Annotated in this window: 21 protein-coding genes and 4 pseudogenes; 11 read left to right on the top strand and 14 right to left on the bottom strand. The window is 61.4% G+C overall.

From position 1 onward, the window contains the following. Positions 1-253 precede the first annotated feature (253 nt). Positions 254-769: a YciE/YciF ferroxidase family protein gene (locus tag FXB38_RS23805; protein ID WP_148753399.1), complete on the top strand. Its 516-nt coding sequence runs from the start codon at positions 254-256 to the stop codon at positions 767-769. Between the two features lie 18 nt (positions 770-787). On the opposite strand, the gene FXB38_RS23810 is transcribed toward FXB38_RS23805, so the two are convergent. From FXB38_RS23810 to FXB38_RS23835, 7 genes are all read right to left on the bottom strand, one after another. Further along, on the bottom strand, positions 788-1,270 hold the full coding sequence (locus tag FXB38_RS23810) for a DUF3147 family protein (RefSeq protein ID WP_148753400.1): 483 nt from the start codon (positions 1,268-1,270) through the stop codon (positions 788-790). Continuing rightward, positions 1,267-1,614, bottom strand: coding sequence for a DUF3147 family protein (locus tag FXB38_RS23815; RefSeq protein ID WP_187435096.1), 348 nt, complete (start codon positions 1,612-1,614; stop codon positions 1,267-1,269). The genes FXB38_RS23810 and FXB38_RS23815 overlap by 4 nt, the downstream gene beginning before the upstream one ends. Continuing rightward, positions 1,611-1,847, bottom strand: coding sequence for a hypothetical protein (locus FXB38_RS44880; protein WP_347340238.1), 237 nt, complete (start codon positions 1,845-1,847; stop codon positions 1,611-1,613). Before FXB38_RS44880 ends, FXB38_RS23815 begins: the two co-directional genes overlap by 4 nt. 19 nt (positions 1,848-1,866) lie before the next feature. Then, positions 1,867-2,214: a hypothetical protein gene (locus tag FXB38_RS44885; RefSeq protein WP_347340239.1), complete on the bottom strand. Its 348-nt coding sequence runs from the start codon at positions 2,212-2,214 to the stop codon at positions 1,867-1,869. After that, on the bottom strand, positions 2,201-2,830 hold the full coding sequence (locus FXB38_RS23825) for a phosphatase PAP2 family protein (protein ID WP_148753402.1): 630 nt from the start codon (positions 2,828-2,830) through the stop codon (positions 2,201-2,203). The genes FXB38_RS44885 and FXB38_RS23825 overlap by 14 nt, the downstream gene beginning before the upstream one ends. A 171-nt stretch (positions 2,831-3,001) precedes the next feature. After that, positions 3,002-4,546, bottom strand: a complete 1,545-nt coding sequence (locus tag FXB38_RS23830) for an FAD-dependent oxidoreductase (protein ID WP_187435097.1) — start codon at positions 4,544-4,546, stop codon at positions 3,002-3,004. Positions 4,547-5,010: 464 nt separating this feature from the next. After that, a complete protein-coding gene (locus FXB38_RS23835) occupies positions 5,011-6,756 on the bottom strand; it encodes a peptidoglycan-binding protein (RefSeq protein ID WP_246230077.1) in 1,746 nt (581 codons plus the stop codon). Between the two features lie 633 nt (positions 6,757-7,389). Between FXB38_RS23835 and FXB38_RS23840 the strand changes: the two genes are divergently transcribed. The 5 genes and pseudogenes from FXB38_RS23840 to FXB38_RS42985 all read left to right on the top strand — a co-directional run bounded on the left by FXB38_RS23840 (position 7,390) and on the right by FXB38_RS42985 (position 11,474). After that, positions 7,390-7,839, top strand: coding sequence for a low affinity iron permease family protein (locus FXB38_RS23840; RefSeq protein WP_148753404.1), 450 nt, complete (start codon positions 7,390-7,392; stop codon positions 7,837-7,839). Between the two features lie 648 nt (positions 7,840-8,487). Next, a pseudogene (locus FXB38_RS23850) lies at positions 8,488-10,271 on the top strand (thiamine pyrophosphate-requiring protein). Positions 10,272-10,392: 121 nt separating this feature from the next. Continuing rightward, positions 10,393-10,948 (top strand): annotated as a pseudogene (locus tag FXB38_RS23855) (DUF4142 domain-containing protein). Positions 10,949-10,971: 23 nt separating this feature from the next. Next, entirely contained in the window at positions 10,972-11,298 is a 327-nt protein-coding gene (locus FXB38_RS43475) for an aldo/keto reductase (protein ID WP_246230081.1), read from the top strand. Beyond that, positions 11,289-11,474 carry a hypothetical protein gene (locus tag FXB38_RS42985; protein WP_187435098.1) on the top strand — a complete coding sequence of 62 codons (186 nt, stop codon included), beginning with the start codon at positions 11,289-11,291 and terminating at the stop codon, positions 11,472-11,474. Before FXB38_RS43475 ends, FXB38_RS42985 begins: the two co-directional genes overlap by 10 nt. A 14-nt stretch (positions 11,475-11,488) precedes the next feature. Here FXB38_RS42985 and FXB38_RS42990 read toward each other — a convergent pair whose 3' ends face one another. The 3 genes and pseudogenes from FXB38_RS42990 to FXB38_RS23870 all read right to left on the bottom strand — a co-directional run bounded on the left by FXB38_RS42990 (position 11,489) and on the right by FXB38_RS23870 (position 14,448). Then, entirely contained in the window at positions 11,489-11,752 is a 264-nt protein-coding gene (locus tag FXB38_RS42990; RefSeq protein WP_187435099.1) for a hypothetical protein, read from the bottom strand. 261 nt (positions 11,753-12,013) lie between these two features. Then, positions 12,014-12,661, bottom strand: a pseudogene (locus FXB38_RS43950) (transposase); the annotation flags it as partial. 86 nt (positions 12,662-12,747) lie between these two features. After that, positions 12,748-14,448 carry an alpha-amylase family protein gene (locus tag FXB38_RS23870; RefSeq protein WP_148753407.1) on the bottom strand — a complete coding sequence of 567 codons (1,701 nt, stop codon included), beginning with the start codon at positions 14,446-14,448 and terminating at the stop codon, positions 12,748-12,750. A 372-nt stretch (positions 14,449-14,820) separates the two neighbouring features. Here FXB38_RS23870 and FXB38_RS23875 point away from each other — a divergent pair, with 372 nt between their 5' ends. The 3 genes and pseudogenes from FXB38_RS23875 (at position 14,821) to FXB38_RS23885 (ending at position 16,075) form a co-directional block, all read left to right on the top strand. Beyond that, positions 14,821-15,021 carry a CsbD family protein gene (locus FXB38_RS23875; protein WP_148753408.1) on the top strand — a complete coding sequence of 67 codons (201 nt, stop codon included), beginning with the start codon at positions 14,821-14,823 and terminating at the stop codon, positions 15,019-15,021. Between the two features lie 228 nt (positions 15,022-15,249). Beyond that, a pseudogene (locus FXB38_RS23880) lies at positions 15,250-15,408 on the top strand (DUF3606 domain-containing protein); the annotation flags it as partial. Continuing rightward, entirely contained in the window at positions 15,401-16,075 is a 675-nt protein-coding gene (locus FXB38_RS23885) for a formate dehydrogenase accessory sulfurtransferase FdhD (protein ID WP_148753410.1), read from the top strand. The pseudogene FXB38_RS23880 and the gene FXB38_RS23885, both read left to right, overlap by 8 nt. Here the strand turns inward: FXB38_RS23885 and FXB38_RS23890 are convergent. The 3 genes from FXB38_RS23890 to FXB38_RS42995 form a co-directional block, all read right to left on the bottom strand. Next, the gene (locus tag FXB38_RS23890; RefSeq protein ID WP_148753411.1) at positions 16,046-16,921 is read right to left on the bottom strand and encodes a hypothetical protein; all 876 of its coding nucleotides are present in this window, start codon (positions 16,919-16,921) and stop codon (positions 16,046-16,048) included. The genes FXB38_RS23885 and FXB38_RS23890 overlap by 30 nt on opposite strands. A gap of 11 nt (positions 16,922-16,932) precedes the next feature. Then, complete coding sequence (locus FXB38_RS23895) at positions 16,933-17,091, bottom strand: hypothetical protein (RefSeq protein WP_148753412.1); 159 nt, start codon at positions 17,089-17,091, stop codon at positions 16,933-16,935. Positions 17,092-17,638: 547 nt separating this feature from the next. Next, complete coding sequence (locus FXB38_RS42995) at positions 17,639-18,157, bottom strand: hypothetical protein (protein WP_187435100.1); 519 nt, start codon at positions 18,155-18,157, stop codon at positions 17,639-17,641. A gap of 997 nt (positions 18,158-19,154) precedes the next feature. On the opposite strand from FXB38_RS42995, the gene FXB38_RS23910 reads away from it, so the two are divergent. Together FXB38_RS23910 and FXB38_RS23915 are read left to right on the top strand one after the other, a co-directional pair. After that, a complete protein-coding gene (locus tag FXB38_RS23910) occupies positions 19,155-19,517 on the top strand; it encodes a Bug family tripartite tricarboxylate transporter substrate binding protein (RefSeq protein ID WP_187435101.1) in 363 nt (120 codons plus the stop codon). A gap of 8 nt (positions 19,518-19,525) precedes the next feature. Beyond that, complete coding sequence (locus FXB38_RS23915) at positions 19,526-20,104, top strand: dioxygenase family protein (protein WP_148753415.1); 579 nt, start codon at positions 19,526-19,528, stop codon at positions 20,102-20,104. Between the two features lie 82 nt (positions 20,105-20,186). Here the strand turns inward: FXB38_RS23915 and FXB38_RS23920 are convergent. Then, positions 20,187-20,972: MBL fold metallo-hydrolase (locus tag FXB38_RS23920; protein WP_148753416.1), on the bottom strand; the 786-nt coding region annotated here is incomplete at its 5' end.

Here is a 20,972-nt window from a genome sequence, read left to right on the forward strand (position 1 = left end):
CACCGGTGCACGCTTGGGAGACAGAGAAGCAGGCGCGCAAACCTCCTGACGCTCCCTGCCCTGCCCCCTTCATCGCGGTCTCGAACAACGCCTCCTGGATGCCCGCGGCATATCGCCCGTCCACCGCGCCCATTCCAGCAGGCTGACGAAATGTTCTTCCCGTTCATTTCGATCCTCCGAATGCGCTGCAGGGACAGGAACGGCAGCCGGTCAGCCGCGTTCCATTGCCATCGTTGGGAGAGGAGATTCAAATATGGGAATGTTCACGAAGGACATAAAATCGATGGAAGACCTGCTGATGCACGGTCTGCAGGACATGTACTACGCCGAGCAGCAGATCATCAAATCACTACCCAAGATGATCGAAAAGGCGACCAACCGAGACCTCGTCGCGGGGCTGAAAGGCCATCTCGAAGAGACCAACAAGCAGGTCGAGCGGCTTCAGAACGTGTTCGAGAAGCTCGGCAAGGAGTCTGGCGGCACGCACTGTCCAGCGATCGACGGAATCATCAAGGAGGCCGACGAGATTGCCGGCGAGATCGAGGACAAAGCCGTACTCGATGCCGCCCTCGTCGCGGCCGCACAGGCCGTCGAGCACTATGAAATCTGCCGCTATGGCACGCTCATAGCCTGGGCCGAGGAGCTCGGGCACGACGACATCGTGCGCTTTCTCACCACGAACCTCAACGAGGAGAAGGCGGCGAATACCAAACTCAATACGGTTGCGCTACGCAAGGGCGTGAACAGGAAGGCGTCGAGCGCGGCTTGATGGCAGCGTGGATCGACCTCAGCGGCTTCGCACAATCGCGGAGCCGCTGCCTTTTTGTTCCATCCGCCCTCTCCGCACTGATCGCGTCTTGCGCCGCACGCACCAGGCCATCATCGAGATGACCCGCCAAGCAAGCGATGCACCTATGAAGGCGGCTGCGATGCTGGTTTCCGCCGTTAACGAAAAGACCATCGCAAAGGCCAGCATGCCGAGCGCGCCGAGCGCGGCGCCGGCGGAATCGACCGCGGCCGCCATTTGCCCGCGACGCTCGCCGGCGAGGCCCGCCTCACGCTTGCGGCGAATTTCATGCTTCTCGATCAGCGTCGCGCTGGCGCAGAAGATCGCCGGAAGGGCGAGGAAAAGCCCGCCGATAGAGGCTCCATAGCGGCTGCTGACGAGGCCAGCGAAGATGGTCGCGGCGCCGCCGAGCGCGAAGCGGATCAGGTATTCGTACCAGCGGCCTTCCTTGAGAGATGACGGCGAAAAATGGATCGGCGTCATGTCTGCCCTCCGGCAAACATCAGTACGCCGAAGGCGACGATCAGCCAGACGACGAGGGATAGCACAGTGGCAAGCAATGCTCGCAGCCGCGCGCGAGCGAGGATTTGACAAACGACGACGCTGTAGATGGCGAGCGCAATCGCTCCCGCAATCATCGCCTGCGTTTGCAGGGCTGCGTAAGCGGCCCCATGCTGGTACACCGCGATTCCGAGTGTGGCGAGCGCGACCGAGGGTGCTGCTCCGAACAGACCGGCGAAGCTTTTGGGACGTAGAAGATCTCCCAGCATCGCGAAGGCCGACACAATGGCGCCTCCGGCGAGGAAGCGGATGACGTACTCGGTCATTTCACTTTCCTCCAGATTTTCGCGAGCGGCCCGCCAGTCCCGTAGACCGGATCCTTGCGCGGCGGCGGCACCTTCGGAATGGTCTTGAGGGCGCGCGGACGGTCCTCGACCGAGGTGCACTCGTCGTACGTCCCCGTCGGCGGGTAGGCTCCGATGACGAGGAAGTCATCGTCTGCTGATAGGCATTCGTGACCCGTGCCGGCCGGCAGAATGACGATGTCGCCGGCCTTCAACGTGAATATTCTACCCTTCTTACCGCCGAAACGGACGGGCCCCTTGCCGCGCAACGCCGAGCACCTCGTGGATCCGGGAGTGGTAATGCTCGTAGTCGTAGATGCTGTTGCGCCAGGTATCGCCCCATCCGTTCGCTTCGAACAGATCTTCGAGAACGGCGGCAGGGTCGTGGCGCTCATCGAGATCGACGGCGCCGCGGTAGATGACCGGTGGCCATCGCGGATGATTGGGAACAAGACCGTCGTCCTTGAAGCAAATAGTGTGAGGCTTTCGCGCTTGCACAAGGTCCATAGCTTTCCGCTTGCCGGGGCGCCGCAAACCTGTAGCGCGTTCCGCATACCCCTTTAGATCCTCAAGGGTCGGCATGATCGTTCTCCGTTGAAGCGTCGAGCGGGTAGCCGGTGCACAGCCGCAGGAACCGTTCAAGAGCCGCTCCCAGCGCGAAACCTGCGACGACATCGCTCGCCCAGTGCGCCAGGACGACTAAGCGCGTCGGCGAGATGCCGACCGCAACGGTGCGGATCGCCCGACGGGGGCCGGCTGGCATCGCGCCGGCCGCCGATGCCAAGGCTCCCATGTGCAGCGCGTGGCCGGAGGGAAAGGCGTCCTCACTTTTCCCGGAAAATGGGACGCCGTGGAGGTGCCCGATCACTGTCCTGCGGTCCGGTCGGGTCTGGTCGAACAGAAGCTTCAAACCATGAGGCAGCAGCGACGCCGAGACCGTGACCAGGAGAGCATGGTTGCCGGCGCGCCGCAGCGGCTCGCCTCGCCCGCGCGACGCAAGCCAACCAGCCGCCGCCAGGACCAGAAGGACCTTCTCGTCGGCGCCCCAAGTCAGGGCGCGGGCTACCATCTCCGGAGCCGGCGCAGTGTTGCGGGCGATGAAGCGCGCGGCCACGACATCAGCTCTGGTCGGCCGGACAGTGACCGGAAAGCTTGGCCCTCTAAGGCGACTTGGTGAAACTCTAGCAATTTTGAACATGGCTCAAGCGATCAACTTCGCTCCATAAAGACCTCTGATCGCAGCTCCGCTGCTTTTCATCGACAACCAGCCTTCCGCCGCATGATCTCGCCCAATGCAAACGAATGCTCGGAACGAACCTTGCTACCCATTGCGGTGGCAGGCCTCTTCCTCCGCGGCTGTCACCTGTCGCTATTCCGCGGCCTGGACACTTGGCGAAATTTCCACCGGCGCGAGCGGAGATACGGCGGGCCCATTGAGCGCGGTGCCGTCCGGCGCGAATTGAGACCCGTGGCAGGGGCAATCCCAGCACTGCTCCAGCGAGTTCCAATGCACAACGCAACCAAGATGAGTGCAGCTTGCCGACAGCAGGTGCAATTCGCCCTGGCGGTCGCGGCAGGCGGCAATCTTCTTCAATCCGCTGCGAACCAGCCGGCCCTCGCCCAAGCGAAGCCGCTCTACCGAGGCAAGTGCATCGGCGCCGAGATACTCCGCAAAGTTCTTCAGCGGCGTGATGTTCTCGCTGACGAAGGTGGTGATGTTCTTGAAGACCTTGCGCTCCGGCAAATAGACGGCCTCCCAGCCATTGCCGCCGACCGTGATCAGATCCGCAATCAGCAGGCCCGCCACCATGCCGTTGGTCATGCCTTGCCCGGAATCGCCGCTGACGAGGAAGACATGCTCTTCGTCCGGGCTGCGTCCGACGAAGCCGGTGAAGTCCATGGGTTCGAGCACTTGCCCCGACCAGCGATGGGTGATCTCGCCGATGTTCGGCAACCGCGCGCGCGTCCACTGCTCAAGTGCGGAAAAGCGCGCCTGACCGTCGTCGGCCTCGCCGGACTTATGGTCTTCACCGCCGACGATCACGATGTCCTCGTCTGCCGAACTCGGCTGCAGGCGGACATAATGATAGGGGTCGAGCGTATCCCAATACAGCGCATCCGGCAGCGAACCGGCCGGGACCTTGACCGCAATCACATAGGTGCGATAGGGCGCCTGTTTGGTATGGATCGCGACGCGCAGATTGACCGGCGAGTTCGTCGCCACGACGACGTCCGTGACCCGCACCTCGCCGCCTGACGTCTTGAGAACGATTTCTCCGCGGCCGTGCTCGATCGTCTCGACGCAGGTGTCACCGTAAAGCCTGGCGCCGCGCCGATGCAGCGCTTTGGCCAATCCGGCAAGATATTTGGTCGGATGAAAGCGGGCCTGCCGGGGGAACCGAAGCGAGCGCGCAAGACCGCCGTGATGGATGGGTGTCGGATCGCTGCAGAGCTCGACGGGGATTCCCAGCTTCCTGCAGCTTTCGAATTCCTCATCCAGATGCGATGGCAGCGTCTCCGGCGCCAACACCCAGTAGCCATCGACGCGGCGGAAATCGCAGTCAATTCCCTCGGCGGACTGGATCGCCTGCGCGCGGTCGATCGCGGCGGCGACGCTCTCGTAGTACAGCCGGGCGCAATCTTCACCGCGGACCCTGATCAACTCCTTGTAGTCGTCGTCCAGGGCTGTCGCCAAATGCGCGGTGGTGCGCGCCGTCATTCCGCTGCCGATTCTGCCGCGGTCGAGCACGATGACCGAGCGCCCGCGCGCCGCCAGTTCATAGGCCACCGACAGACCGGCGATGCCGGCGCCGACCACGCCGACATCGGCACGTTCCTGACCCGAAAAGCGCGAAGCCGCCGGGATGAACGTCTCCATCCAAAGCGATTTGGTATCCTCATCCAGCACGTTCATGGCATTTGTCCTCCGGCGTACAAACGAAGGGCAAAGCGCAACCGTTCCTTTGAATAGAGGCCTCCGCGTTCGAGCCCATGTGTGCCGACGACGCCCGAATGGAATGCCGTGGTGCAGCTTTAGCCTTTGAAAAAGGAGAGGCGTTTGCTTGCTCCCAAGGCCGGCTCGGTAGAGGATGCGCACATAGGAGGGGGGCACGCCCGGTTCCGGTTCTGCTGAATCGACCAGAGATTGGCGCCGATCGACGTCGCCGTGGGCCGAATGAGCTTGCCGATTTTACCATCCGCCAGAGAAGTCGTGGCGGTCGAACGCGAGCCGTCGCTCGGACGGCCTTCTCGCCGCCTTCGCGGACAGCTACGGCCGCGGTGGATCGTACGGACGCGATTGACCGGCCTGGATTTGCAACGCTCCGCGGCACCGCGGCGCAAAAGAGCCCCGCCGAAGCGGGGCTCAGCATGATGTGCTCAATACTTCTTGCCCTGATTGTCGGCGGGCTGGCTCGATGCCGGAGGATTGTTCTGGTTGGGCTGCCCGGACGGCATGTTCTGGTTGGCGGCCGGCGGATTGTTGCCTTGATTGTTACCTTGGGCCGGAGGCGCCGCTTGTCCGGTCGTCTGACCGGAAGGCTGTTGCGTCCCGCCCTGTCCGGTCGTTGTCGGCTGGTTCTGCTGGGCCTGCCCGGTCGTTGCCGGTTGGTTCTGCTGAGCCTGCCCGGTTGTCGCGGGCTGGTTCTGCTGCGCTTGGCCAGTTGTCGGCTGGTTCTGCTGGGCCGGAGCATTGGCCTGACCGGTGTTCTGTCCGGTCGTGCCCTGCTGCGCCGGCTGCTGCTGGCTCGCCTGTCCCTGACCAGTCGTGGTTTGGCTCTGGGTGGCACTGATCTTGTTGGATACGCCGAGCGCCGAGACCGTGCTGGTATCGATCGAACCGCTGGCCTGGATGCCTTGCTGCCGCTGGAAGGTCATCAACGCCTCGCGCGTCCGCGAACCGAGCACGCCATCCGCTTCACCGGTCAGCAATCCGCGCTCGATCAGCACCTGCTGCACGACACGGATTTCTTCGGGGCTCAGATTGAGCGCAGCGACGCTGCCACCGCTGACACCGCCACCGCCCACGCTGCCGGCGCGGCTGAACCGCGTCCGCGGCCCTGCCGGAACAACATCCACAATCCGGCGACTGCGATCGAGGACCACGATCTCGTCGTCGACCACGAAGAAGCTGTCGTCGCGGAAGTCCGGGAACACGTCGATCAGCGCCGGGAAGGCCGAGACGGACACCACATTGATATTGCTCGGCACCAACACACCCGTATTGATCTGGAAGTTGATCGAGCTGGCGTTAATCCGCGCCACATTGCGGGAGTTGAGTACCGACTGCTGTAGCGTTGTCTGCTGCTGCGCATTTACCGATACGCGGCCCGACATGCTCTGGGTAGTCGTCGTCTGGTTTTGCGCTAGCGCAGTGGCCTGGGTGCCGGTCGTTGCGCCCTGGTTCTGCTGCGTGGTCTGACCCTGCGTCATCTGACCCTGCGCGGCCTGACCCTGGGTAGGGGCATTGCTCGGCCTGGTGTTGGCGCCGGCTGTCGTGCTCTGGTCCTTCTGGCCTTGGTCCTTCTGGCCCTGCGACGCCTTTTGCTCGGACTGTCGCGTCTGCTCGCGCTCGCCGCGCTGTCCGACGGCCTGACTGTTTTGCTTGCCCGAGGACTGATCCTTGTCTTGCGCCTTTTGCTCGGATTGACGAGGTTGGTCGCGATCGCCACGACGCTGGCCGATGGTTTGGTCCTTTTGACCCTGCTGATCCTTACCGATCTGGCCTTTCTCCGCAGCGCGGCCACCCTCCCTCGTACCTTCGCTACGCTCGGTGCGTGACGGACCAGCCGCTTGACCGTGCTGATCCTTGCCGATCTGGTCTCTCTCAGCAGCGCGCCCGCCCTCTCTCATACCTTCGTCACGCTCGGTGCGTGACTGACCGGCCGCAGGGCTTTCCGCTCGGCCTCCGCGCGGCTCTGCGGCCCGGCCCTGCGTCATGCCTTCACCGCGCGATGCACCGCCCGGACCTTGCGACGTTCCGCCTCCGGACTTGTCGTGCTCCGCGGCGCCGCCGGCACTCATTCCGCCGCCGCCACCTTCACGCATGCCTTGCGCTGCCGCCACGCTGACGCCGGCGAGCAGTACTGCTGTGGACAGCAGGAACCTACTCTTTCTCATGCTCATCTGCATCTCCTCCGATATTCATTGCTCGCAGTGTCTTCGATCGGCACTTTCGGATTAACAAAACTTGAAATCCATCGCGCGCTACGACGCGGCGCGAAGCGCAATCCGACTTTGCGGTCTGTTTGGAAACGAGACGATACTGGGAATGTTCCTGACCGCAGCCCCAGACGGAACCGTCAGGCTAAGGAAGCTTCATGTTCCCTACGGTAAGTCCAATAGGCTGACACGGCTTCAGGCCAAGTGCTGACCGCAGCAGAAGGCGGCAGATTGACGCGACTGGACGGCGACCTCCAGCCGCCATGTGTGTCCAGTCGCCAGCAGGTGCGCGATTTCACGCGAACCTCTCAACCACCGTCGATACCCATTGAATCGGCGGGAACTTAGATGAATTCCGCCGCGTTGGCCGGAGAAAAGAAGAAGCGCACGAAGTTCGCTTCGAAGCGGTGAAGACCGGCCAATGAAAGCAGCCGGTCAAAGAAGGTCGGGAGCAACCGTAAGAAGGTCGAACGCCGGTTCAGACGCTGGGGGCAGGACAGCGCTAAGGGAGGCCTTGACCAACCTTAGCGGCCGCCGCGGGACGCTCATCGCTCCAGTGATGCTTACGGCCAGTCGTTCCAGATATAGGAGGACTGAATGCAGCAGCGCCATCAGGAAAGCGAGCGACCACGTCGACTTTTCGCGTCGATTGCGAACAGGGCATCGCAAGCGGCGGGCCGTGCATCGGCCTTTATTCTGGCCTGCACGGTGATTGTCATCTGGGCTGTTACAGGGCCTCTGTTTCGATTCTCCGACACTTGGCAGCTGGTCATCAATACCGGAACGACCATCGTGACGTTTCTGATGGTCTTCCTGATCCAGAACTCACAGAACCGGGACAGCGCAGCCATCCAGGTGAAGCTAGATGAACTTATCCGAACAGGCGCCGTCCAGAATTCATTCGTCGGAATCGAGCATTTAACCGCGGACGAACTCGAGGATCTGCGCAAGCGTTGCGAGGAACGCGCGAAGGCTGTCGCCACGAACAGACAGGTCGAGCGGAGAACCGAGAGAGTACGTAAGGCGCACCGTGGCGCGACGGGTTAGTGTACGGTTCGCCTCGTCGTCGGTTTGTGGAGCGGGTATTCCTTGGACTTCGCGCGCCACTTGCTCGGCGTGTTTTTAGCCTTGTTCGGGCGTAGGAGGACAAGGTTATGCGACGGCGCAAGCCGAGAACACCGTTAAGCAAGCGGCCGCCCGAATTCACGCTGCTTTCACGCGGAAAGACGCGTGCGGTCAAGAAGCAGAGAGCTCTCATCGTCGGGATTAAGACCGCCGATCCAGACTTGGTAGATTAGCCGCGGGACCTCGCCATTCATCCGCGTCTCTCGTGTCCGGCCCTCGAAACGATGAGCTGGGCAGTTACAAGCAGCAATCGCTCTTCTGGCTTGTATGTCGCGATTCTTGCGCGCGCCGTCCCAAAGCTCGACTTCATGGAATACCGGGTCAACCGGGAAACAAAAGTGGTCCTGCCGTCAAATCAGGAGAAACGGTTGGTTCTAGCTCGACAACGAACCAGAAGAACCCGCCGGTTCAGATGCAGGACTCTTCAAACGTCAAGGGCCTGCCGGGCAATATGAGAAGAACGAGGCCGCCTGGCGACGGTAAGCTTCTTGCTTCCCCGGCATTCAGGAACAACGCGAAACCGTTCCGGTTCTCCCACATCAAAGCAGTCCAACTGGGAATCAGATCGCGATGTCCCCGACCGTATCCGACTTCATCATCCAGCGCCTGACGCAATGGGGTGTGCGCCACGTCTTCGGCTATCCGGGGGACGGCATCAACGGCGTGTTCGGTGCGCTCAACCGTGCCGATGGCAAAATCAATTTCGTCCAGGCGCGGCACGAGGAGATGGCCGCGTTCATGGCAACCGCTTACGCGAAATTCTCCGGCAAGCTCGGCGTTTGCATTGCGACCTCGGGCCCCGGCGCTTCGCATCTGATCACCGGCCTCTACGACGCACTGCTGGATCATCAGCCGGTGCTGGCAATCGTGGGACAGGCCCGCGACCCGCTCGGCGGCCACTACCAGCGGGAGCTCGATCTCGTCTCCATGTTCAAGGACGTTGCCGGCGCCTATGTCGCGCAGCCTCCTCGCCGGCCCAGGTTCGGCATTTGGTCGATCGCGCCGCGCGTATTGCGCTTGCGCGCAAGACGGTGACAGCGCTTGTCCTGCCGAACGACCTTTAGGAAGAAACCTATGCCGATCCTCCCCGCACTCACGGCACGCTGCGATCGAGCACAGGGTACTTGCCTCCCAGGATCATGCCGCATGACGAGGATCTCGATCGCGCCGCTGAAATTCTCAACTCTGGCACCAAGGTCGCGATGCTCATCGGCGCCGGCGCGCTGGCCGCAACCGACGATGTGATCGCCGTTGCCGACCGGCTGGGCGCCGGCTGCGCCAACGCGCTGCTGGGCAAGGCAGCCCTGCCCGACGACCTGCCATGGGTGACCGGGTCGATCGGCCTGTTGGGTACCGAACCCAGCTACAAGATGATGATGGATTGCGACACGCTCCTGATGGTCGGCTCAGGCTTCCCTTACGCGGAATTCCTGCCGAAGGAAGGCAGTGCCCACGGCGTTCAGATCGATGTCGACGCCAGCATGCTCTCGATCCGTTTTCCCATGGAAGTCGGCCTCGTCGGAGACGCGGTAGAGACGCTGCGCGCCCTGCTGCCCCGGCTCCGTCAGAAGACCGACGATACTTGGCGCAAGGCCATCGAGGCGAACGTCCGGACCTGGTGGGAGATGCTGGAAGAGCGCGCCAAGCAGCCTGCCGCCCCCGTCAATCCGCAACGCGTGACCTGGGAGTTGTCGCCGCGACTTCCGGACCTCGCCGTTGTCACCAGCGATTCCGGCTCATGTGCCAACTGGTTTGCCCGCGATCTCAAGATGCGCCCCGGCATGAAGGCATCGCTGTCGGGCGGGCTGGCGTCGATGGGGGCAGCCGTTCCCTACGCGATAGCAGCAAAATATGCCCATCCGGACCGTCCGGTGATAGCCCTGGTCGGCGACGGCGCCATGCAGATGAATAACATGGCCGAGCTGATCACGGTCGCCAAATACTGGCGCGACTGGCAGGACCACCGCTGGATCGTCTGCATCTTCAACAATGAGGACCTCAACCAGGTGACCTGGGAGCAGCGGATCATCAACGGCGACCCAAAATTCGAGGCATCGCAGCGCATTCCCAACGTGTCCTATTCGCGCTTCGCCGAGCTGATCGGGCTGCGCGGCATCTATGTCGATCAACCCGAGCTTTTGGCCTCGGCCTGGGAGCAAGCGCTTGCGAGCGAGACGCCAGTGGTGCTGGAAGTGAAGACTGATCCGGAGGTCCCCCCTCTACCGCCGCATATTACGCTCCAGCAGGCGAAGAATTTTTCGATGGCCTTGATCAAGGGCGACCCGAACGAGGAAGGCGTAATTAAGGGCGCTGCCCGCCAGATGCTCGAGTCCATCCTGCCCGACAAGACGTAGGCAGACGACGCACCCTTGGCCGGGTGCCCACCCATTTGGAACAAACGCCTCCAGCTACGGTTGGTCGGCACAATCCAACGCGCCGCGCGCACGCGCGGCATGGCTTAAGAGGATGTGACGCATGAAACGCACCATGATCGTCCTGGGCTGCATTCTGCTGGCAGGCCCGGCGCTCGCTCAGTCGGTCGGCGAAAAGACCGGCGTGAACTCCATGCTCGGGGTCGCACCGACAACGGCCGATTTCGTCAAGGAGGTCGCGATCAGCGACGTGTTCGAGATCGAGTCCAACAAGCTCGCCGAGCAGAAGGGCAATGCGCAGGAGAAAACATTCGCGCAGCAGATGGTGACCGATCACACCAAGACCAGCAACGATCTGAAGGGACTCGTGACGAGCGGCAAGGTCAAGGCCGAGCTGCCGACGACGATCGACAGCTTCCCACCAGAGCAAGCTTGACAAGCTCAGGGGTGCTTCGGGCAAGGATTTCAGCTCCGACTTCGACTCCTATCAGGTCAGCGCCCACAAGAACGCGGTATCGTTGTTTGAACGCTATGCCAAGGGGGGCGATAATGCCGATCTCAAGGACTGGGCCGGCAAGACGCTTCCCGCCCTCAGGCACCATCTCGAGATGGCCCAGGAGCTCGGCAAAGCCCCGAGCGTCGGCCAGTCCAGCAAGTAATAGTCTATCGAGACGACAACTTGGTGCCGGCGATCTGCCGGCATCTTTCTGCCGGTAGCACCCGCGCAAATTCCGCCCACGTTGACGGCGTGACACGTACAGAGATCCCTCATGAAGACCAGGCAACCATTCTCGCGGCGGACATGATCGGCGCAACCGGGGCCACTCTCACGCAGCCGTCGGACAGCATTGACGCGATGACATGTCTCGCCGAGATTGCCGTTGCGCACGGGGCCAGCATCAGCCAGGTCGCACTGAACTGGCTGTTGGCGCGCGATAGTCACACGATTCCCATCCCCGGCGCGACCAATCGCGCCGGGGCCAATCTCGATGCACTCGGTTGGCGCTGATGCGCGCCGCGCACGGACGGGCAGCCTGTCACCACCATTCGCAACACTCATCGCCGCACTGGCGCGGCTGGTTCAAGCCTGAGAACTGGTTGTCCAACCAGGTGGTCTTGCAAACCAATAAGGTCGCGCCGACAGAAACAAGCGCGACCTTTCTCGAATTTGCCAAATTCGATTAGGAATGAGCCGTCGATTACTTCTCTTTGATAACGGTCGTGCTGCTGCTACCAACCGTGCCTTCCTCGCAGACTTTGGTCTGCTTGATGCGGTCTTCAGCTTCCACGCGGCTCTTGAAGGCCATTGGACCGATCTGCGTCACGACTTCCTTGTCCGCCGGCCGTGTGGTGGTAATCGTGCATTGATGGCTCGGACCTTGTACGACGTAGTATTCATCGGCTAGTGCTGGGGCGGCGCATCCGATGATTAATGCGCCAGCGAGCAGAAGTGGTGCTTTCATTGTCGCCTCTCTATTCAAGTACAGCCGAACAAAGGACGAGCGCGATCACGAGAGATGCCGCGTGCCACTGCGCTACACGACCGCTCATCCTTCAATCCTTTCGGCGGTTCTGTAACGCGTCCGAGAGTTCAGAGTTCCCCGATTTCCGGAGCATGCAGGCCAGCACCAAATCTGCTGAGAGGTTGGTGCGACGATCTAAAATGGACTGCCTTCGTGTCCAAGCGCTGCGAGGCGGCGTGGGGACAAGAGCGCGATTGGGCGGCGCGGAGGTCGCCTTGCCGGACAGACGTAGAGATCGCGTTCCTGATTGTAGGCGAAGTCTTCGCGGGACAACGTCCCATCCTCGCGGGCCGATTTATCGAACACTAGAATATGCGGCTTGATCGCATGCTCGTTAATGAGCCGCCCCAGCATCTCGGCCAAACCATAAGCACTGTCGGCGCCCGGGCGCTCGGGAGAGAGCCGAGGCGCTTGTCGGTGCGTTCAATCATTGGGCGCGCCGCACCGACCGCGGCCTGTTGATAGTTCGCGTCGCCTCAACATCGATGATGATCGCGGCCTTCGGGTCGATCAGGTAATTGTCGGCGTAGGCAAATTAAGGCATGCCCTTTGTAACCGCCGGTCCATTGTGAGGCTGGATCCGACTTGGAGATAAACTTCGCCTCGCTCGCCGCGCCCCACGCAGCCTCATCTGGGATGTCGAGACAGGACGGATCGGCGCGTCCTGGCGATTGCCTCCCAGTCGACGTCGTCTGACCCAGCAGCAAAACTGTTTATTGGGATCGGCGGCAATCAAGCTGGCGTCGACCGCAAAAGCGGCCCCCTCGACCCACCCCTTCTGCCATGCAGCGCCGGGACCACGGTCGCGAACACCTTTCGTAGCAGATCGCAATCGCGGAAGCGGCCATTTACCCTCGGTCGCGGATAATTGGGGGCTTAGGCCGGTAGGTCAGATTCCCGCTCAATCGCTTAGAGGCTTGTTCACGCACGACTAGCTACGCAGCATGACCGATTTCGCCCGCGGCATCTGCATCGATATCGCTCCGCTTGAGCAGGTAGTCGAGGCCGCCGACGCGATACCAGCGATAACCATAAGCTTCGAGCAGCAGCGTATGCCGGCCGTGTTCAGTGGCGCGACTGTGATCTTCCGTCAATAAATTGACCAAAAGATTACCAGCCTTGCCGGGAAGACCGACCGCGAAGGAGACCTCGCGCGGCGCCTCGTCGAGATTGTGCACGAATAGTACCGAGTTGTTGCGCCAGTCGTAGCGGATCGCCAGCACGGCCGGGTCACGCGTCGCGATTATCTTGAAGTTGCCCCAGCCAACTTCCGGGACCTCCTTGCGCATCCGGATGATGCGCTCGGTCCAATTTAGCATCGAGTTGGGATCGCGCCGTTGCTTGGCCGCATTGACGTGTTCGTATCCGTAGGGCCCATTGTCGATCACGGGCGTGCATGGATGGTCACTTTCGGTGAAGCCGGCCTGCAGTTCGGTCGACCATTGCATAGGCGTGCGCGCGCAAGCTCGCTCGGGCAGATCGAGACTGTCGCCCATCGCGATTTCGTCGCCATAGCGAATGACCGGCGTTCCCGGCAGCGTGCACATCAGGCTGTAGGTGAGCTCGAGCCGCCGCCGGTCGCCCCCGAGCATCGGCGCAAGCCGCCGCCGGATACCGCGGTCGTAAAGCTGCATGCTCGTCTCGGGAGCGAACGCCTTGAATACGGCCTCGCGTTGCGCCTGGGTCAGGCGACCGAGATCGAGTTCGTCATGGTTGCGCAGGAACAGGCCCCATTGGGCGGTCGCAGGCCGCGGCTTGGTCGCCGTCAGCGATTTCGCAAGCGGCCGGGAGTCCGCGGAGGCGAGCGCATAGAAGAGATGCTGGTTGACGTGAAAATTGAACATCATGTGCATCCGATCGCCGTCACGGCCGAAATATTCCATGTCAGTTTCCGGCAATACGTTGGCCTCGGCGAGGATGATGGCATTGCCCTGCCGCCATTGTAGGAATTCTCGAAAGGCGCGCAGCATGTCGTATTGCTCAATGGGCTTGCGCACCTTGGCGCCCTTGGTGGCGATCACGAACGGGACGGCGTCCATGCGAAAGCCGGAGACACCGAGCTGGATCCAGAAACCCATGATCTTGAGGATCTCGGCCTGCACATACGGGTTCGAGGTGTTAAGGTCGGGCTGGAAGTCGTAGAAGCGATGAAAATACCAGGCGCGGGCTTCGTTGTCGTGCGTCCACGTCGATTTCTGGACGCCGGGAAACACCATGCCCTTGTCGGCATTCGCGGGTTTTCTGTCGGACCATACGTACCAGTCGCGATAGGGCGAATCCTTGTGACGCCGCGCCTGACGAAACCATGAGTGCTGGTCGGACGTGTGATTGACGACGAGATCGATGATGACGCGAATGCCGCGCTGCCGGCAGCCGTGGGTAAATTCGACGAAGTCACCGAGCGTGCCGTAGCGCGGATCGACGCCGTAATAATCCGAGATATCGTAGCCGTCGTCCCGGCCGGGCGAGGGCTGGAACGGCATCAGCCAGATCGCTGTGATACCGAGCCCATGCAGATAATCCAGCCGCCGCAACAGCCCCTTGAAATCGCCGATGCCGTCGCCATTGGCATCCATATAGGTGCCGACGGAAAGGCAATAGAAAACGCCATTCTTGTACCAGAGGTCGTCGATCAAGTGCTGCCTCGTTGGTCCAGCCGGATGTCTTGGCGGCCACGTGACAATCAGTGGGCAGTCAATGGGTTCCGCGCGAACCAGTCCCGCTCCCGCGCAAGCTTTGAGGTCCAACAACCATCTTCGGGCGACGCATTATTTTCGAAGCGGGCTTCGTCACTGATGCACCTCACGGTTAGCAAAAACGGCCGCCGCGGGAAAACCAATGGCGGTGATGCCTTCGACGAGTTATGCGCAGATCTGGACAACGTGCAGCTGGAGAGGGGACCCCAGGTGATCCGTACAAGGATAGCAGCGTCGCGAGATGTTCCGGATAGGACAGGAACTGGGGCGGCAATTTCGGCATTTTATCATCTTATAATAGGAGGAAATCACATGGACTGGAACCAAGTGGAAGGAAACTGGAAAGAGGTCAAAGGTAAGGTCAAGGAGAAATGGGCCAAGCTGACGGACGATGATCTGACCGAGATCAACGGCAAGCGCGATCAACTCGAAGGCAGCCTACAGAAGCGATACGGCTATGCAAAGGATCAAGCCCGCAAGGATGTTGATACTTGGATTTCGACATTGCCGTAAGGATGGTCTGAAATGTCCGCTCTGCGAGCCGCGCCGGGTTCGGTGTAGCGTCGCTTGAGCTATCGTGTGAGATGTCTGCCGCCGCGCTCTGCGCTCCAATTTTCAAAGCGAAGTCATGTCCGCTTAGTCGGCTGGACTTGGCGAAGCCCATTGACGAGGTTTGCCGCCGGAACGTGGCACCCCATCGCGGAGGCCGAGGGTGGACAATCTTAACTTAACAAGAAAGGACCGTCCGACCCCAGCAAGATCAACATGAGTGAAGATTACGGGGCCAAGCACTGGACGACGACGCAACTGCAAAAGGCGATCGATAAGCTTGGAAACTCCGCCGTATCCGTCCGCAAGGAGCTTCTCCACGAAAAGAAAGAGGAGGAGCAACATGGCTGAGTCGCTCTACGGCGCACTGGCGAACTGCGAATGTGGCTGCGATCGAACTCCGGCCGCAGCCGACGGGTTGCGGCTATGCGGGATCGAAAGCTTGCGTGAGGCCAACCGGGTTGCTCGACCGGTTCATCGGCAGGTCTACCTCACGCCCAAACAGATTTGCATTTCCATCGAGACCCTGGCTGCGCTGCAACTCCTCAATCACAAGACATACGCCACCCACGCCGCCGGATTTTTCCAGCCCGACAGGAGAGACATGATCGTGCGCGAGGACGTCGGCCGCCACAACGCGCTCGACAAGCTTGCCGGTGCCCTCGCGGTGGAGGGAGTGTCGGGACGCGCTGGCGCCGTCACCCTCACGAGCCGGATATCGATGGAGATGGTGCAAAGGACCGCCGCGATCGGTGCCGGCGTCGCAATTTCGGCGCCTACCGGCTCGCAATACGGGCGGCTGCAACGGCATCACGCTGGTCCGCATCGCAAGCGGACGCGAATTCGAGATCTTCAGCCATTTCGCCGGAATTCTCTGATGATGTGCCGCACGAATATCTGGCCCGAAAGGGCGCAATCGCTGCCCTGGCGTCCGGCGGCGCCGCCACGATCGAATGGGCTGGCACGCCGGTCTGCCCACGGACTGAGCCTATGGCGCGGCCGTTCTCTTTGGCTCTAATCTGTCGGCAAAGGCCATCCACTCCGGGAGCGGCGCGCCGTCGCGGTGCCGACCGCCGGCAACTGCCGCGGCCCAAGCGCTCACAGCCCCGAGCAGTGTGGCCGCGGCCAAGGAGAACGCGAGAACGATCGTGCTGCGACGAGCATGAGCGATCGCCGTTTTCGAGCTCGCGAGCGCCTGATCGACCCGTCGCTCGGAGTCCCCGGCCGAAAGGCTCGTGAGCGCCTGGATCTGCTGGATCAGATAGGTCCGGTCATCACCATTCACACCGTTGTGGCTCGACGAGGTCATGAGAATCCGGCCTGCCTCGGCGCGTTCGGCACTGATATCGGCATTCGCAGATCGACGCGACGAGCGCAAGAGCCGATCGAGTTCGTAGCTCAGAAGCGGCTCGGCAACCGTATTGTTGGCCAATGTCGTTGGTGAAGATGCGCGATTGACCGGGGCTGCGCTAACAATGCCTGCCAGAACAGCGCCAAGCAGAACCGCGAGCGCCCATGCCGCCAGCCCATGAAGTCCGTCACGCATCTCGCCTTCCGCACTACTGGTCGCATCGATGTCGCCGCGAACTCGCCCCGCAATGTAGCCGCCCAGACCAAAACTGACGAGCGCCTGCAAGATCAAATAGAGGCCGGAGAGCAGCGACAGTGCAATAGACGCGTCTCGCCATGTTGGCGAGGTTGAGCTGACACCGAGACCGATGGCGACGCCAAAGGTCACAAGAGTAAAGTTGAATGCCGTCGCGACGAACGCGCCTAAGACGATGGGCGTCCATCGCAAATATTGCCCTTGATCGGGAATTGTCAGCGCTTCGTCTTCGATGAGCGTGGGAGCTTCGATGGTCATGATCGAAGTCCTCAGCGCAGACCGAAGAACGAAAGGATGGCCATTATCACGACGATCAGGCCGATCAGATAGATCACCTGGTTCATTTCAGTCCTCCAGTTCCGCTCCGGCCTGATAATTGCATTTGGTTCGGAAGGTTCCTGTCGGATGCTAATGATGCCACGCAACACGCCAGCGCTATCCGCTGCGATTGCCGTGCGTCATTGCTCCGACATTCGCCGAATAGGCTCTCGGCAGCTTATCGATTGGCTCGCCGACGCTCAAACGCGCCCGTTCGCCCATTCGTATGCTCAATGGCCGCTTAGCGCCAAGGGACTAAACCGCTCGCGCGGTAGGCCACTGCGGCGGGCGGTGGCGCACAAATCCCCATAGCCCACGCCGCGCCACCTACGTGCCAACTCCTGCGGTTTCCTCCCTTGGAGATTTGCGGACGCCGGCCCGGTGTGCGCAGCGCAACCTTCATGGAGCCGGAACTGTGTCGGTACCCGGGATGATAGGTCTTTCGCGGTTCAATGGCTGGCCTGTACAATCCTGCCGACGCTTCGCCGTCGCCCTTGCGGACGTCTGCGCACGGCTCAGGGCCGATGTGGGTCGCTACTCCTTCACCGTAAGGGACTTGCACCCTCTACTTCCCAGCGCCCTCCGAAAACCTGCGCAGAAGCAGAAAAGGCGTTCGGCCGCCCTCGATTTGCCCCCATGAAACCATCGTCGCCGCGCTCAGTCGCAGTCCTGCTCGGCCGCCGTCATCTTTTGCTCGGACGGTGCGGGCTCGGCCGCACCAGCCGTCGCCTTCTTTGATTGTTCAGTGGGCGCGGGGCGGGTCTGCTCGACTGTGCCTGCCGTCCGATCCGGCGACTGTGCGGAGGGTGCAGGCTTGGTCGCCGTTGATTGCTCGGCAGCAGTGGGCTGGCCCTGCATCTGACGCTGCGCGTCTTCCGACGACGTTGCGGTATGCTCCGAGGCTTTGCCCATCGAAGATGTCGGCGGATGCTGCCTGGAATCAGTTGCTGTGGAACCAGTGGTTTGTCCGGTATAGCCAGGGACATTCCCTGATCCTGCATCGCGGCTCACCGTGTTGCAGGGACCGGCATAAGCGGAGTTGGCACCGAAGGCGAGCACCGCGCCCAAGATCATAAGTCTATTAGCGATCATAGCTCTTCTCCTTTGAGCTCTCTGGACGATTGAACAAAAATACAGGCCTTCCGTTCCGAGCGCGCGCGAGAGCAGCGCCAACATTGAAGAGTGGCGGAGTTGGCGAGCCTCAAGGGCAACTTCCGTCAGCGAGGCTGAATGGACACCGCGATCTCGATGCAGGTCTCTCGCCATGGGGTCATTGGAGCTGAGGTTGTCAGAGTCGATGTCAGCGACGATAGATTGGCGATCGGCGCTGCGACATGTTCTCCGAAGCTGGAACGCCCCGATAGCAGCCGAGTTAAGCCGACAAAACCCGCCAGAAAGGGAGACGAAGCCATGGCTCGCCGCGCTACCGGCCGGCGGCATCCCCAATCGTGATCAGGATCGACACGTCATGATCGCGGCGGTGCGCCAACATCACAAATCTGCGCACCAATTTCGCCGGCCCTCGACCGGCAACCAAATTGCTTGCCGTCACGGCAACTTCGGCTACAGGCCTATCAACAAATCGACGCTCAACGCCGGCTCTGCCTCTGCCCATCGCGGTCGTCCGATCAAACGGCCAAGCTGCTCAATCGCGTCCGCAAAACGCGCGCAACGAAACCTTTCACGCACATCGTCAGCGACGAAATCCCCATAGCGTCTGACGCCCCACCTCGCCATAACTCCCGCGGTTTCCTCCCTTGGATGTTTGCGTACGCCGGCCCCGGTGTGCGCCGAGCCACCGTCATGGGGCCGGCATCCGAAAACCTTCACAATTGCGACCAACGCCGGGAAGGATACGCGGTTCTGGAACGATTCCGCCTATGCCACTTTGAATCACGTGTTGCGTGGAGATCGTTCGTGGCGCTTCTCGGCTATCTCGGCGATGTGGTGAAGGAGATCACCCGCTCCGCCGGTCTTCGTGAAGGGTGTCGTTCACCTCTTTCCGCCACGGCAGGCTCACTGAGGAGCCGACAGCGATCTCACGGATGCTGAATTGCGAGCGGCCGGACAGCACCGGTCGTCGAGACAGCTCCCGATATACGCGAAGCGCACGCGCAAGCAGCATATTTCGAGCACGAAGAAGCGTCGCGAGGAGCGAACAAAGACAGCCGGTTTGTCGGAGCCGCTGACCGCGTGTCGGAATGGGCATCTGGGGATCGTCCGACCGGAGCCGGGCGCGCAGCGATCGCCACAACTTGCCGATGTGCCGACGGCTCGGGAGACCGGATATCCTGCACTGGAAGCCAATGAGTGGTTCGGCGTCTTCGTCCCGGCAAATACGCCAGCCGGAACGGTGAACCGCCTAAATGAAATGATCCGCGCAGTAATGAATACCGCCAGCTTCAAAACGGCCTTGGCCAAGCTTTCGGTCGATCCCGCCGGGGAAACGCCGAAGGAATTTGCGCAACTGATCAAATCCGATTTTGACCGTTGGGGGCCGATCGTGCGGGCCTCCGGATTTACGCCGGAAGATTGAGACGCGTCATGGACAATTCAACTGCCACTCTCCGGCACCGCACGCCGGACCAGATTCTCGGCCCTTACTTCCCAACCGAGCAAACGCCGGTCCCACAAATCGACCTGACCTCGGTGAAGGGAGTCGAGGGGTATGCGCGGGGCGAAGTCATCGAGGTCACCGGGAGGGTGCTCAACCTCGACGGCGAACCGGTTCGCGATATTCGCATCACAGTGTGGCAGGCTAACAGCCATGGCCGTTACAGCCATGTCAACGACCCCAACCCCGCGCCACTCGATCCACACTTCGTCGGCTGCGTCGGCATTCAATCAGACGGCGACGGTCTCTATCGGATCAAGACCGTCAAGCCTGGCGCCTATCCCGCAGGTCCCGACTGGACGCGGCCGCCGCACATTCACTTCGAGGTTCACGGCCGGTTCGAGCGGCTGATCACCCAGATGTATTTTCCCGGCGAGCCGCTCAATGCCTGCGACCGGCTGCTCAACGCCGCGCTGCGTCCGGATCTGCTGATCGCAAAGCCGGTCCCATCGACGGATGCATCCAGCCACCGCGTGCTGAACTTCGATATTGTTCTTGCACGCGGATAGAGGTTCTTCAGTCGAAGGATCGAAGTCAGCTGATGACCGCTTCGCGCCAGAAGCAGACCCTTGGTCAATACTCATTGTGGATCTAATCAGGATATTTGCGAAGCTCCTGATTCCAATTCTTCATGACGACGCTGTCGCCGACTTCGAAGCGCATCAAGTCCTCGCCCGCTACCACCGGGCCCTGGTACGCGCTGCTCGTCCGGGACAAGACGTCCTCCGGTTTGACGCCAAGCAGCACGAGATGTGAATAGGCGGCAAGCTTAGGCCTGACGCGGGAGAATACTGTCCCGGCCTCCTCAGGCGAAGTATGATGCGCCGCTACCGGCTTCATTTGCGGCAGCTTTGCCAATTGCGGCGACATCGCAAAGACCTCATGGATCAAAAGGTCCGTCCCGCTGGCGAACTTGATCAGGTTTCCGCTGAATTTCGTGTCGCCCGACAGCGTTACGGACCTAGATCCATAGTCCACGCGGTAGCCGACCGAAGGCTTGATCAGGTCGCCATGATCGACCGTGAACGCCGTGACCTTCACGCCGGCTTCATCGAATACGACGTGATCCGGCTGAAAATCGTGTGCTTCGATCTCGGTTGCAATGGCCGCGATATGTTCGTCGGCTTCGCGGATGCGCGTATCGTCGGAAAAAGTCTCGGCGAGCCCCTTGGCGATCCTCGCTACCCCGCTGGGCTCCTTGCCGTCCGATGGTCCCCACAGCCGCAGCGGCCGGCTGCGCGAGCCGAACGGCCCGAACATGTAGCCGGTCATCCAAAGGTCGGGCAGGCCTTCCACATGATCAGAGTGGTAGTGGGTGAGAAACACCGCATCGATGCCTTTGCCCGACGAGATGCCGCTGCACCACAACCAGATGGT

Source organism: Bradyrhizobium cytisi (assembly GCF_008123515.1).
Taxonomy (GTDB): domain Bacteria; phylum Pseudomonadota; class Alphaproteobacteria; order Rhizobiales; family Xanthobacteraceae; genus Bradyrhizobium; species Bradyrhizobium cytisi.

Bases quoted from the DNA above. Each gene is read 5' to 3' on its own strand.
- FXB38_RS44885 (WP_347340239.1), bottom strand. From the start codon at position 2,214: ATGCCGACCCTTGAGGATCTAAAGGGGTATGCGGAACGCGCTACAGGT.
- FXB38_RS42995 (WP_187435100.1), bottom strand. From the start codon at position 18,157: ATGTTGGCGCTGCTCTCGCGCGCGCTCGGAACGGAAGGCCTGTATTTT.
- FXB38_RS23840 (WP_148753404.1), top strand. From the start codon at position 7,390: ATGCAGCAGCGCCATCAGGAAAGCGAGCGACCACGTCGACTTTTCGCG.
- FXB38_RS23805 (WP_148753399.1), top strand. From the start codon at position 254: ATGGGAATGTTCACGAAGGACATAAAATCGATGGAAGACCTGCTGATG.
- FXB38_RS23885 (WP_148753410.1), top strand. From the start codon at position 15,401: ATGGCTGAGTCGCTCTACGGCGCACTGGCGAACTGCGAATGTGGCTGC.
- FXB38_RS23810 (WP_148753400.1), bottom strand. From the start codon at position 1,270: ATGACGCCGATCCATTTTTCGCCGTCATCTCTCAAGGAAGGCCGCTGG.
- FXB38_RS23825 (WP_148753402.1), bottom strand. From the start codon at position 2,830: ATGTTCAAAATTGCTAGAGTTTCACCAAGTCGCCTTAGAGGGCCAAGC.
- FXB38_RS23830 (WP_187435097.1), bottom strand. From the start codon at position 4,546: ATGAACGTGCTGGATGAGGATACCAAATCGCTTTGGATGGAGACGTTC.
- FXB38_RS23835 (WP_246230077.1), bottom strand. From the start codon at position 6,756: ATGAGCATGAGAAAGAGTAGGTTCCTGCTGTCCACAGCAGTACTGCTC.
- FXB38_RS23915 (WP_148753415.1), top strand. From the start codon at position 19,526: ATGGACAATTCAACTGCCACTCTCCGGCACCGCACGCCGGACCAGATT.
- FXB38_RS23875 (WP_148753408.1), top strand. From the start codon at position 14,821: ATGGACTGGAACCAAGTGGAAGGAAACTGGAAAGAGGTCAAAGGTAAG.
- FXB38_RS23815 (WP_187435096.1), bottom strand. From the start codon at position 1,614: ATGACCGAGTACGTCATCCGCTTCCTCGCCGGAGGCGCCATTGTGTCG.
- FXB38_RS23890 (WP_148753411.1), bottom strand. From the start codon at position 16,921: ATGACCATCGAAGCTCCCACGCTCATCGAAGACGAAGCGCTGACAATT.
- FXB38_RS42990 (WP_187435099.1), bottom strand. From the start codon at position 11,752: ATGAAAGCACCACTTCTGCTCGCTGGCGCATTAATCATCGGATGCGCC.